The sequence below is a fragment of the Streptomyces sp. NPDC051662 genome (genome assembly GCF_040681655.1).
Lineage (GTDB): Bacteria > Actinomycetota > Actinomycetes > Streptomycetales > Streptomycetaceae > Streptomyces.
The window spans coordinates 494,407-508,963 of sequence record NZ_JBFAZD010000003.1 but is presented as its reverse complement, the minus strand read 5'-3'; the positions used below and the strand labels follow the sequence as shown (position 1 = coordinate 508,963).

Below are 14,557 nucleotides of genomic sequence, written 5' to 3'. Positions count from 1 at the left end.
CGGATCAGGAGTTGCCGAGTTCCTCGTCGATGATGTCGAACACGTCGTCCAGCGTTGCCTTGTTCAGGTCGTCCACGGCGGCCTCGGACTCCTTGTCGTCCCATGTGGACAGGAGCGAGCGAAGCCTCAGCCGGATGTCCCCGACCAGCGCGTCTTCCGGGTCGAGCTTGGAGATGGTGAGCGTCAGCCTGTTCAGCTCGCTGAGCGCCGCGGCGGCGGGCGAGCCATGGTCGGCGAGCACCGTGGTCCGCAGATGGGCCGCGAGCGCCGCCGGATTCGGGTGGTCGAACACGAGGGTGGCGGGCAGTCGCGAGTCGACCTCGGCGTCGAGCCTGTTGCGCAGCTCCACAGCGGTGAGCGAGTCGAACCCGAGATCCTTGAACGCCCGGTCCGCCTCGACGGTCTCCGGACCCGAGAAGCCCAGCACGGCCGCGGTGTGGGTGCGGACGAGATGCACCAGCGCCCGGTCCTGCTCGGCCTCGGTGAGGCCCGCGAGCCGCTGGGTGAGCGGTACCGGGCCGGAGCCGTTGCCGGAGCGCGCGGACCGGCGGGCGGGCGTGGGCACCAGACCGCGCAGCAGCGGTCGCACCTGCTCCGGGTGGCCTCGCAGTGCGGACAGGTCGATCGCGGCGGGCACCGCGGTCGCGGCGCCGGTCGTGAGCGCCGCGTCGAACAGCGCCATGCCGTCCTCGGAGGACAGCGGGAGCATGCCGCCCCTCGCCATCCGCTGCACATCGGCCTCGTCGAGGTGGCCGGTGATGCCGCTGGCCTCGGCCCACAGGCCCCACGCCAGCGATGTTGCGGGCAGTCCGGCGGCGCGGCGATGCCGCGCGAGCGCGTCCAGGTACGTGTTCGCCGCCGCGTAGTTGCCCTGGCCGGGGCTGCCCAGCACACCGGCGATGGCGGAGAACAGCACGAACGCCGTGAGGTCTGTCCCCAGGGTCAGTTCGTGCAGGTGCAGCGCGGCGTCGGCCTTGGGGCGGAACACCGTGTCGATGTGCTGCGGGGTCAGCGACTCGACCGTGCCGTCGTCCAGCACACCGGCGGTGTGTACGACGGCGGTCACGGGGTGCTCGGCCAGTAGCGCGGCGACCGCGTCGCGGTCGCTCACGTCGCATGCCACGGCCGTGACCCGCGCGCCCAGTTCCTCAAGTTCCCGGCACAGCTCCCGCGCGCCCGGCGCGGCGGCGCCGCGCCTGCCGGTCAGTACGAGGTCCTGGACTCCGTGGCGGGTGACGAGGTGCCGTGCGGTCAAGCCGCCGAGCGTGCCGAAACCACCGGTGATCAGCACCGTGCCGCCGGGGGCGAACGCCACCGGCCCGGGCGCGTCGGCCGGGGTGGCGAGCTGTGCCAGCCTGGCCACCGAGGCGGCGCCGTTCCTGACCGCGATCTGCGGCTCCCCGGTCGCCACCGCGGCGGGCAGCCCGCGCAACGACTTCTCGTGTTCGTCCACGTCGACCAGGACGAACCGCGCCGGGTGCTCCGACTGGGCCGATCGCACCAGGCCCCACGTCGCAGCGCGCACCAGGTCCGGGACGTCCTCGTCCGGCCCTGCCGCCACCGCGCCGCTCGTCACGAGCACGAGCCGCGACTCGGCGAGCCTGTCGTCCGCGAGCCACTTCTGGAGCAGGCCGAGGGTGAGGCGCGTCGCGTCGCGGGGGGTCGTCGCGCCCTCGCCGGGCGTCACGACCACGTACCGGGGCGCGGGCGCGCCGCCGTCGACGGCGGCCAGCAGCGCGGCCAGGTCGCCGTGTTCGTCGACGGGTTCACCGGCCGCGGTGAGCGCGTGGGCCGGCCGGGCGGTGTCGCCGCCGAGCACCGCCCACGTGCCGGTCTCGGGAGCGGCGTCCGGCATCGGAACCCACTTCACGTCGAACAGCGAGTCGCGGTGGGCGGTCCGCGCGAGGTTGAGCCGGTCGGCCGAGATGGGCCGCAGGCTCAGCTCGTCGACAGCGGCGACCGGCTCGCCGTAGCCGTCGGCGACCAGTACCGCCACGGCGTCCACACCGACCGGCGTCAACCGGACCCGTAGCGCCGTCGCACCGGTCGCCACCAGCCGCACCCCGGCCCACGAGAACGGAAGTCCGTCCGAACTCACCCCGAGCCCGATGACGTGCAGCGCGGCGTCCAGAAGAGCGGGGTGCAGGCCGAAGCCCTCATCCGCGAGGCCGTCCGGCAGCACGACCTCGGCGAACACCTCGTCGCCCTTGCGCCAGGCCGCGCGCAGGCCCTGGAAGGCGGGGCCGTGGTCGAGGCCGGAGGCGGCGAGGGTGGCGTAGTGGCCGTCCAGCTCGACCGGCTCGGCCTCGCTCGGTGGCCAGGCGACGAGGTCGTCGGTGACGGGCGCCGCCTCGGCCGCCAGGGTGCCGGTGGCGTGGCGGGTCCAGCCCCCGCCCTCGTCCCCTCGGGAATCGACGGTGAACGCCCGCCTGCCCGACGCGTCCGGACCGTCGAGGCTGAGCCGCACATGGACGCCGTCCCGCTCGGGCAGTACCAGGGGCGTGCCCAGCACCAGATCGTCCAGTGACGCGCAGCCGACGTGGTCGCCGGCGCGGAGCGCGAGGTCCGTGTAGGCGGCGCCGGGGAGCACCGCGGCGCCCAGTACGCGGTAGTCGGTGAGCCACGGGTGGGTGCGCAGGGACAGCCTGCCGCTGAACACGAGCCCCTCGGAGTCGGCGAGTTCGGTGACGGCGACGAGCAGGGGGTGGTCCACCCGCCCCAGACCGGCGGAGGTCACATCGCCGGTCGCGGTGTGCGTCGTGGTGGGCCAGAAGCGTTCGCGCTGGAACGGATACGTCGGCAGGTCCGCCCACCGCGCACCGGGGAGCTCCCATTCCACCTGGCCGCCGCGTACGAGCAGTGTGCTCGCCGAGGTCATGAGCCGGGCCAGGCTCCCGTCCCCGCGCCGCAACGAGCCGGCCACCACGCCGTCGGCGCCGACCAGTTCGCCCAGCCCGGCCACCAGCACCGGATGCGGGCTCACCTCGACGAAGGCCTTGAAGCCCTCCGCCACCAGCGTGGAGACGGAGTCCGCGAACTCCACCGTCCGCCGCAGGCTCCGGTACCAGTACGCGGCGTCCATCCCACGGGTATCCAGCCGGCCGCCGGTCAGCGGGGAGAAGTACGGCACGTCACCGGAGCGGGGCGACACACTCGCCAGTCCTTCGAGGAGTTCCGTCTCGATCCGCTCGATGTGGTGGGAGTGCGGGGCGTAGTCCGCCAGGACCCGCCGCGCCCACACCCCCTTCTCGGCGCAGACCTCCATCAGCTCGTCCAGCGCGGCGATGTCACCGGACACGACGACCGAGGCGGGGCCGTTCACCACGCCGACCGCGAGCTGCCCGTCCCACCGCGTCAGCAACTCCCTTACGGCGTCGACGCCGAGCGCGACGGACACCATGCCGCCCTGGCCGGACAGTACGGTCAACGCCTTGCTCCGCACGACGACCAGGCGCGCCGCGTCCTCCAGGGACAGGGCCCCCGCTACGCACGCTGCCGCGATCTCGCCCTGCGAGTGCCCCAGCACGGCGCTCGGTTCGACGCCCCATGACCGCCAGATGGCGGCCAGCGACACCATCACGGCGAACAGGGCGGGCTGGACGACATCCACCCGCTCCATCAGGCCGGGATCCCGGATCGCGTCCAGCAGCGACCAGTCGACGAACCCGTCCAGTGCCTCGGCGCACTCCGCCATCCGCGCGCGGAACACCGGCGAGGACTCCAGCAGTTCCAGTGCCATGCCGACCCACTGCGAACCGTGGCCGGGGAAGACGAACACCACTCCGGCACCTCGGTTCTCCGCCACACCGGTCACGACGTTCGGCGCCTCACGGCCGTCGGCCAGGGCGGTGAGACCGGAGCGGAAGTCCTCCCGGTCCCGCCCCACCACCACGGCCCGGTGGTCGAACACCGACCGGGATCGCAACGAGTGGGCGACATCGGCGACCGGCACGGCCGCCTCGTGTTCGAACTCCGCCCGGAGCCGGGACGCCTGTTCCCGCAGCGCCTCGGCGGTCCGCGCCGACAGCACCCACGGCACGACGCCCGGTTCGCGCGGCTCGGCCTCGGCCGACGTCACCGTCATCTCGGGTGCCTGCTCGATGATGGCGTGCGCGTTCGTTCCGCTGAACCCGAACGAGGACACACCGGCCCGCCGCGGCCGGTCGACGGCAGGCCACTCCCGCTGGTCGGTGAGCAGTTCCATCGCCGCCGTCGACCAGTCGACGTGCGACGACGGCTCGTCCACGTGCAGCGTCTTCGGCAACACTCCGTGCCGCATGGCCAACACCATCTTGATCACGCCGGCCACACCGGCGGCTGCCTGCGTGTGACCGATGTTGGACTTCACCGAACCAAGCAACAGCGGTTCACCGCTGCGGTCCTGGCCATAGGTGGCCAGCAGCGCCTGTGCCTCGATCGGGTCACCGAGCGTGGTGCCGGTGCCATGTGCCTCGACCGCGTCCACCTCGGACGGCGCGAGGCCGGCGGCCGTCAGCGCCTGGCGGATGACCCGCTGCTGGGAAGGACCGTTCGGCGCCGTCAAGCCGTTCGACGCGCCGTCCTGGTTCACCGCGGAGCCTCGCACCACGGCGAGCACCTGGTGGCCGTTGCGCCGGGCGTCGGACAGCCGCTCCACGAGCAGCATCCCGACACCCTCGCCCCAGCCCGTGCCGTCGGCGCTGTCGGAGAACGCCTTGCACCGGCCGTCCACCGACAGCCCGCGCTGGCGGCTGAACTCGATGAACGCACCGGGCGTGGACATCACCGTCACACCACCCGCCAGCGCCAGCGAGCACTCACCCGACCGCAGCGCCTGCACCGCCAGGTGCAGGGCGACCAACGACGAGGAGCACGCCGTGTCCACCGTCACGGCGGGACCTTCGAGGCCGAACGTGTAGGACAGCCGGCCGGACATGACGCTCGCCGCGCTGCCCGTCGCCACATGGCCGCCGACGTCCTCGGCGGCCCCGTCCAGCACCATCCCGTAGTCCTGCACGTTCGAGCCGACGAACACCCCCGCCCGCTCGCCGCGTACCGAGTTCGGGTCGATGCCCGCCCGCTCGAAGGTCTCCCAGGAGGTCTCCAGCAGCAGCCGCTGCTGCGGGTCCATCGCCAGCGCCTCACGCGGCGAGATCCCGAAGAAGCCCGCGTCGAACTCCGCCACACGGTCGAGGAAGGCGCCCATGCGGCTGTACGTGGTGCCCGCGTGGTCGGGGTCGGGGTCGTACAGCGCCTCCACGTCCCAGCCACGGTCGGCCGGGAACTCCGCCACCGCGTCCCCGCCCGACAGGAGTACCTCCCACAGATCCTCCGGGCTCGACACACCGCCCGGATACCGGCACGCCATCGCCACGATCGCGACCGGCTCATCGGTCGCGCCGGTGACGACGCCAGGGGCGGAGGCGGCGGGGGTCACGTCCGTACCGGACAACTCGACGCGCAGGAACGCCGCCAGCGCGGCGGCCGTCGGATAGTCGAACACCACCGTCGCGGGCAGCGCCACACCAGTGGCCTCGCTCAGCCGGCCACGCAATTCCATCGCCGTCAGTGAGTCAAAGCCCAGCTCCTTGAAGGCGCGGGTCGCGGAGAACGCGTCACCGGACATATGGCCAAGCACCGCGGCGGCCTCGTACCGGACCAGCTCGGTGAGCTGCCGCTCCTGCTCGGCCACATCCAGACCCGCGAGCCGCTGCGCCAAAGCCGACATACTCCGCTCCGCCGGAGCGGCCTCGAACGCGGCACGCACCTCCGGCAGTTCACGCAGAAGCAGACTGGGCCGCTGCGACATGAAGGTGCCCGCGAACCGCTCCCAGTCGACATCGGCGACGACAACGTTCCCGTCACCGCGCTCCAGAGCCGTGGCCAGACCCGCGATCGCCACAGCCGGAGCCATCGTCGACAGACCCCAGCGGTGCAGCAGCGCGGCCTGCTCGTCGGTCGCCACCATGCCGCCGCCACCGCCCCACGGCCCCCAGGCGACAGCCGTGGCGGTCAGACCCGCCGCCCTGCGGTGGTCGGCCAAGGCGTCCAGGTAGGCGTTGGCGGCCGCGTACGCGCTCTGTCCGCTACTGCCCCACACCCCGGCGATGGACGAGAACAGCACGAACGCGTCCAACGGTGTGTCGGCCAGCAGTTCGTGCAGGTTCCTCGCACCGACGACCTTGGCCGCCATCACCTCGCCGAACTCGTCGAGGTCCGCCGGATCGAGATCGGCAAGGGGGGTCGAACGCTCGATGCCCGCCGCGTGCACGACCGCGGTGAGCGAGGGGACGGACTCCAGCAGCGCGGCGACGGACTCCCGGTCGGCCATGTCACAGACGGCGAAGGTGACGCGCGCGCCCAGCTCGACGAGCTCGGCCTCCAGCTCCTCGGCGCCCTCGGCGGACCGGCCGCGACGGCCCGACAGTACGACATGCTCGGCCCCGTGCGCGGCCAGCCAGCGCGCCACGTGCGCACCGAGCGCACCGGTGCCGCCCGTGACCAGGACCGTCCCGCGCGGCGACCAGCCGGAGCCGACGGTGTCCGCGCTCAGCGGCGCGGGCACCAGCCTGCGCCCCAGAGCCTCGCCGCCGCGCAGCGCGACCTGGTCCTCGCCGCTCGTCCCGGCGAGCACCGAGGCCAGCAGATCGCCGGTCCCTTCGTCCCACACATCGGACAGGTCCACCAAGCCGCCCCAGCCGCCGGGGAGTTCCAGCGCGGCCACCCGGCCCAGACCCCACAGCATCGACTGCTCGAACCCGGCGACAGCGTCCCCCGTGCCCACCGACACCGCACCCGATGTCAGGCACCACAACGGCACGGACACATCCGCGTCACCCAGCGCCCGCAGCAGACCGATCGTGCCCGCGACACCGACGGGCACAACCGACCCGCCCGCGTCGGCGAGTCCCAGCAGCGAGACCACACCGCTCAGAACAGGCAACTCATCCAGCGGTCCCGCCCAGTCGACCGCCTCCGGATCCACATCCAGGAAACGCACATCCGCACCATTACGGACCAACGCGTCACCAACCCACCCGGCACGCTCCTCACCGGTCGGCGCGACCACCAGCCAGACACCGTCCAGCCGCCCACTCCCGGCGGTGATCGGCCGCCAATCGACCCGGTACCGCCAGTCATCGGCGATGGACCGATCCCGCTGCTCCCTGCGCCACGCGGACAGCCGGGGCAGCACGGCACTCAGCGGATCCTCCGACGACACATCCAACGTGCGGGCGAGATCAGCGAGGTCACCCTCTTCGACAACATCCCAGAAGCGCGCCTCCACCGGCGACATCCGCTCGACGCCCTCGACGACGGACGGAGCGTCCAGCCAGTAGCGCTCACGCTGGAACGCGTACGTCGGCAGATCCACCCGCCGCGCGCCACGACCGGCGAAGAACACCTCCCAGTCCACCCGGACACCGCGCGCATGCAGCTGCCCCACGGCCGTCGTGGCGGCCAGGGTCTCCGGCCGATCGCCGCGCAGCATCGGTACGAACGTCGCGTCGGGCGCGCACTCCTGCCCCAGCGCCGAGAGCGTCCCGCCGGGGCCGACCTCGACAAACGTCGCCACATCCTCGGCCACCAGCGCCTCGACGGCGTCGGCGAACCGCACCGACTCCCGTACATGCCGCACCCAGTACTCCGGCGAGGCCAACTCCTCCGCGGCAGCCCGCCGGCCCGTCAGCGTCGACACGATCGGGATCTCGGGTTCACCGCACTCGATGCCCTCGACCACCGCGCGGAAGTCGTCCAGCATCGGATCCATCAACGGCGAGTGGAACGCGTGACTCACCCGCAGCCGCGTCACCTTACGACCCGCCGCACGCCACCGCTCCGCCAGCGCGTCCACATCAGCGGCCACCCCCGAGACCACCACCGACGAGGGTCCATTCACCGCGGCGATGCCCACGGTGTCCGGCAGGTCCGGCGCGACCTCGCTCTCGGTCACCTGGATCGCCACCATCGCACCGCCCTCGGGCAGCGCCTGCATCAGCGCACCCCGCGCCGACACCACCGTGGCGGCGTCGGCCAATGACCACACACCCGCTACGTGCGCCGCGGCCAGCTCACCGATCGAGTGGCCCGCCAGTATGTCGGGCCGGACACCCCACGACTCCAGCAGACGGAACAGCGCGACCTCGACCGCGAACAGCGCCGGCTGCGTCACGCCCGTCTCGCTCAGAGCGTCGGTGTCCGCTCCGAACAGGACTTCACGCACCGCCGGGTCGAACTCACTCAGCACAGCGTCAAGAGCCTCGGCGAACACCGGGAACCGATCGAACAGTTCACGCCCCATCCCGAGCCGCTGCGACCCCTGACCCGAGAACAGGAAACCCAGCCGGTGCGGCGCCGCCTCACCCATCACAACACCCGGACCACCACGCCCCTCGGCGAGAGCGGCCAGAGCCGACCGGAACTCGGCGGGCTCCGCGGCGACGACCACCGCGCGGTGCTCCAGCGCCGCCCGGGAGAACGCCAGGGTACGGCCCACGTCCGCCACGGCCAGATCCGACGACCCGGCCACGAAGGACATGAGTCGAGCGGCCTGCTCCCGCAGTGCCTCGGGGCTCTGGGCCGACAGCAGCCACGGGACGACGGTGCCGGCAGGCAACGGCTCCGGGGCTTCCTCCCACTCCATCACGGGGGCCTGTTCGATGATGGTGTGCGCGTTGGTCCCGCTGAACCCGAACGACGACACACCGGCGCGCCACGGCCGACCGGTCTCCGGCCACGGCCGGGACTCCGCCAGCAGTTCCACCGCGCCCGCGGACCAGTCCACGTGCGGCGACGGCTCGTCCGCGTGGAGCGTCTTCGGCAGCACACCGTGGCGCATCGCGAGGACCATCTTGATCACACCGGCCACACCCGCGGCGGCCTGTGTGTGACCGATGTTGGACTTGATCGACCCGAGCCACAGCGGCCGACCCTCGGGCCGGTCCTGACCGTAGGCCGCCAGCAGCGCCTGCGCCTCGATCGGGTCACCCAGCGTCGTACCCGTACCGTGCGCCTCGACCACGTCCACCTCGGACGGCGTGAGCCCGGCGGCCGCCTGCGCGGCCCGGATCACCCGCTGCTGCGAGGGGCCGTTCGGCGCGGTCAGACCGTTCGACGCGCCGTCCTGGTTCACCGCGGAGCCACGCACGACGGCGAGCACCTGGTGCCCGTTGCGCTGGGCGTCGGACAGCCGCTCGACGAGCAGCATCCCGATGCCCTCGCCCCAGCCCGTACCGTCCGCGCCCGCCCCGAACGCCTTGCACCGGCCGTCCACGGCCAGCCCGCGCTGGCGGCTGAACTCGATGAACGCGGCGGGCGTGGACATCACCGTCACGCCACCCGCCAGCGCCAGCTCGCATTCGCCGGACCGCAGGGCCTGCACCGCCAGGTGCAGGGCGACCAATGACGACGAACACGCCGTGTCCACCGTCACGGCGGGACCTTCGAGACCGAACGTGTACGACAGCCGGCCCGAGATGACACTCGCCGCGCCGCCGGTGCCTCGGTAGCCCTCGACACTCTCCGGCGAGGCCATCATGAGCGTCGTGTAGTCCTGACCGTTGGTGCCGACGAACACGCCGGCCCGCTCGCCCCGCAACGAGTTGGGGTCGATACCGGCCCGCTCGAACGCCTCCCAGGAGGTCTCCAGCAGCAGCCGCTGCTGCGGGTCCATCGCCAGCGCCTCACGCGGCGAGATCCCGAAGAACGCCGGGTCGAAGTCCGCCACCTGGTCGAGGAAGGCGCCCATGCGACTGTACGTGGTGCCCGGGTGAGCCGGGTCCGGGTCATACAGCGCCTCCACGTCCCAGCCACGGTCGGCCGGGAATTCCGACACCGCGTCGTGGCCGGACAGGAGTACCTCCCACAAGTCCTCGGGACTCGACACACCGCCCGGGAACCGGCACGTCATCGCCACGATCGCGACCGGCTCATCCGTCACACCGGAGACGGCGACAGAAGCGGAGGCGGCGGAGGCCACGTCCACACCGGACAACTCGCCACGCAGAAACGCCGCCAGCGCGGCGGCCGTCGGATAGTCGAACACCACCGTCGCGGGCAGCGCCACACCAGTTGCCTCGCTGAGCCGGGCACGCAGTTCCACCGCCGTCAGCGAGTCGAAACCCAGCTCTCTGAACGCGCGGGTCGCGGAGAACGCGTCACCGGAGACATGACCGAGCACCGCCGCCGCCTCGTACCGGACCAGCTCGGTGAGCTGCCGCTCCTGCTCAGCCGCGTCCAGACCGGCGAGCCGCCGCGCGAGGGCAGATGTGCCCTGTTCCACCGGAACGGCCGCGAACGCGGCGCGCACCTCGGGCAGTTCACTCAGCAGCGGGCTGGGCCGCTGCGACATGAACGTACCCGCGAACCGCTCCCAGTCGACATCGGCGACGACGACATTCCCGTCACCACGCTCCAGAGCCGAGGCCAGACCCGCGATCGCGACAGCCGGAGCCATGGTGATCAGGCCCCTGCGTCGCAGCTGGGCCGCCACGTCCTGGCCGGCGTCCGCGACCATGCCGCCATCGCCCCACGGCCCCCAGGCGACGGCCGTGGCGGGCAGACCCGCCGCCCTACGGTGCTCCGCCAGGCCGTCCAGGTAGGCGTTCGCCGCGCCGTAGGCCGCCTGACCACCACTGCCCCACACACCGGCGATCGAGGAGAACAGCACGAACGCGTCCAACGGTGTGCCGGCCAGCAGTTCGTGCAAGTTCCTCGCGCCGGCGGCCTTGCTCGCCAGCACGTCGGCGAACTCGGCGAGACCTGCCGCGTCGAGGTCGGCGAGGGCGGTGGAACGCTCGATGCCCGCCGCGTGCACGACCGCGGTGAGCGACGGGACGCTCTCCAGCAGCGCCGCGACGGCTTCCCTGTCCGCCACGTCACAGACGGCGAACGTGACACGGGCGCCCAGCTCGACGAGCTCGGCCTCCAGCTCCTCGGAGCCTTCGGCGGCCCGGCCGCGACGGCTCACCAGCACGATGTGCTCGGCACCGCGCGCCGCCAGCCAGCGCGCCACGCGACCGCCCAGGGCGCCGGTGCCGCCGGTGACCAGGACCGTCCCGCGCGGCGACCAGCCCTCCCCGGAAACCTCACCCAACGGCGCGGGCACCAGCCTCCGGCCCAGGATCCCGCCGCCACGCAACGCAACCTGGTCCTCGCCGCTCGTCCCGGCGAGCACCGAAGCCAGCAGATCGCCGGTCCCTTCGTCCCACACATCGGGAACGTCGACCAGACCGCCCCAACGGCCGGGGTGCTCCAGCGCGGCGACCCGGCCCAGACCCCACAGCATCGACTGCTCGAACCCGGCGGCCATGTCACCCGCGCCCACCGACACCGCACCCGACGTCAGACACCACAACGGCGCCGACACATCCGCGTCAACCAACGCCCGCAGCAGGCCGATCGTCGCCCCGACACCCACCGGCACCGCCGAACCACCACCCGCACCGGCGAGTCCCAGCAGCGACACCACACCACTCACAGCGGGCAGACCGGCCGGCCGCTCCGCCCAGTCGACCGACTCCGGGTCCACGTGCAGAACGTGCGCGTCCGCACCGTTACGGACCAGCGCGTCACGAACCCACTCGGCACGGTCCTCACCGACTGGCGCGACCACCAGCCAGACACCGTCCAACCGCCCACTCCCGGCGGTGATCGGCCGCCAGTCCACCCGGTACCGCCACTCATCGGCGATCGACCGGTCCCGCTGCTTCCTGCGCCACGCGGACAGCCGGGGCAGCACGGCACTCAGCGGATCATCGGGCGATACATCCAGCGTGCGGGCGAGATCAGCGGGATCGCCCTCCTCCACGGCCTCCCAGAATCGTGCCTCCACCGGCGACATCCGCTCGACGCCCTCGCCGACAGCCGGCGCGTCCAGCCAGTAGCGCTCACGCTGGAACGCGTACGTCGGCAGATCCACCCGCCGCGCACCGATGCCGTCGAAGCAGGCCGCCAGGTTCACCGCGACACCGCGCACGCGCAGTTGGCCGACGGCGGTGGTCAGCGCGACGAGTTCGGGCCGGTCGCCGCGCAGGGCGGGTACGAAAACGGCCTCCGGGGCGTTGAGTTGGCCGAGACCGGAGAGCACCCCACCGGGACCGATCTCCAGGAAGACATCGACGCCCTCCTCACGAAGCGCCATGACCGCGTCGTGGAACCGTACCGACTCGCGGACATGCCGCACCCAGTACTCCGGCGAGGCCAACTCCTCGGCTGTCGCCCGCGCACCGGTCAGCGTCGACACGATCGGAATCACCGGCGCCTCGAACGACACGCCCTCCAGCACCCGGCGCAATCCGTCCAGCATCGGGTCCATCAGCGGCGAGTGGAACGCGTGGCTCACCCGCAGCCGCGTCACCTTCCGCTCCGCCTCGCGCCACCGCTCCGCGACGGCCTCGACATCGGCGGCAACGCCCGAGAGGACCACCGAGTTCGGGCCGTTCACCGCGGCGATACCGACGGTCTCCGAGAGGTCCGGCGCGACCTCGGCCTCGGACGCCTGGACCGCCACCATCGCACCACCGGACGGCAGCGCCTGCATCAGCCCGGCGCGCGCCGACACCACCTTGGCGGCATCGGCCAGCGACCAGACACCGGACACGTGCGCGGCGGCCAGTTCACCGATCGAATGCCCGGCCAGCACATCCGGCCGGGCACCCCACGACTCCAGCAGACGGAACAGCGCGACCTCAACGGCGAACAACGCCGGCTGCGTCACCCCCGTCTCATTCAGCGCGTCCGCGTCCTCACCGAACAGCACCTCACGCACCGACGGATCGAACTCGCCCAGCACCGCGTCCAACGCCTCGGCGAACACCGGGAACCGCTCCGCCAGCTCACGCCCCATCCCGAGCCGCTGCGAGCCCTGACCCGAGAACAGGAAACCCAGCCGGTGCGGCGCCGCCTCACCCACCACAACACCCGGACCACCCCGCCCCTCGGCGAGAGCGGCGAGCCGGTCGATGGTGGTGGCCCGGTCCTCGGCCAGCAGCACGGCGCGGTGCTCGAACAGGGATCGGGTCGTGGCCAGCGAGAAGCCGACACCCACCGGGTCGAAGTCGGCGGAACCCGCCACGGCGGACAGGAGGCGTTCAGCCTGCGCGCGCAGCGCGTCGGAGGTCCGGGCGGACAGTGGCCACGGCGCGACGGAGGTGACCGGCGGGGCGGCGTCCACCGCGGACTCCGGATCGGGGGCGGGCGCCTCCTCCAGGATGATGTGGGCGTTCGTGCCGCTGACGCCGAAAGAGGACACACCGGCGCGGCGCGGTTCACCGGTCTCCGGCCACGGCCGCTCTTCGGTCAGCAGCGCCACGGTGCCCGCCGACCAGTCGACATGGCTGCTCGGTTCTTCGACGTGCAGGGTCTTGGGCAGCACACCGTGCCGCATCGCCATGACCATCTTGATGATGCCGCCGACACCGGCCGCCGCCTGGGCGTGGCCGATGTTCGACTTCAGCGACCCCAGCCACAACGGCCGGTCGGCGCTCCGCTCGGCGCCGTATGTCGCGATGAGGGCCCCTGCCTCGATCGGGTCGCCGAGGGTGGTTCCGGTGCCGTGTGCCTCGACCGCGTCCACCTGCGACGGAGTGAGCCGCGCGCTCGCCAGCGCCTGGGTGATCACCGTCTGCTGGGACGGTCCGTTCGGCGCGGTCAGGCCGTTGGACGCGCCGTCCTGGTTCACCGCCGAGCCGCGGATCACCGCCAGTACGGGGTGGCCGTTGCGGCGGGCGTCGGACAGCCGCTCCACCAGCAGCATCCCGACCCCTTCGCCCCAGCCCGTGCCGTCGGCGCTGTCGGAGAACGCCTTGCAGCGGCCGTCCAGGGACAGGGCGCGCTGTCTGCTGTACTCGACGAATGTGCGCGGCGTGGACATGAAAGTGGCGCCGCCCGCGAGTGCCAGTGAGCATTCCTCGCGGCGCAGCGCCACCATGGCCAGGTGCAGCGCCACTAAGGACGACGAGCACGCCGTGTCGACCGTCACCGCGGGCCCGACGAGGCCGAGCGTGTAGGCGATCCGGCCGGACGCGATGCTGCCCGCGCTGCCGTTGGCGAGGAAGCCCTCGAACCCCTCGGGCGCCTGCGGCAGCCGCGCGGCGTAGTCGTTGTACATCACGCCGGCGAACACACCGGTCCTGGTGTCCTTGGCCCGCGTCGGGTCGATGCCCGCGTGCTCGAACGCCTCCCACGATGTCTCCAGCAGCAGCCGCTGCTGCGGATCCATCGCCAGCGCCTCGCGCGGGCTGACCCCGAAGAACGCCGGGTCGAAGCCCGCGGCGCCCTGGAGGAAACCGCCGTGCCGGGTGATCGACGTGCCCGCGTGCTCCGGGTCGGGGTCGTAGAGCGCGTCGACGTCCCAGCCGCGGTCGGCGGGGAACTCCACCACGGCGTCGCCGCCGTCGGCCAGCAGCCGCCACAGGTCCTCCGGCGACTCGACACCACCGGGGTAACGGCAGCTCATCCCGATGATCGCGATGGGCTCGTTCTCCCGCTCCTCGACCTCGTGCAGGCGTCGGCGTGTGGTGCGCAGATCGGTGGTGGCCCGCTTGAGGTAGTCGCGGAGCCTGTCCTCGTTCTCCAT

1 protein-coding gene is annotated in these 14,557 nt (G+C 72.4%); it reads right to left on the bottom strand.

Annotated elements, in window-relative coordinates; genetic code table 11:
* Window positions 1–4 precede the first annotated feature (4 nt).
* Complete coding sequence (locus tag AB0M67_RS07500) at window positions 5–14,557, bottom strand: type I polyketide synthase (RefSeq protein ID WP_365743633.1); 14,553 nt, start codon at window positions 14,555–14,557, stop codon at window positions 5–7.

What these genes read in the sequence shown, in the direction of transcription:
- AB0M67_RS07500 (WP_365743633.1), bottom strand. Translation starts at nt 14,557, where the DNA reads ATGGAGAACGAGGACAGGCTCCGCGACTACCTCAAGCGGGCCACCACC.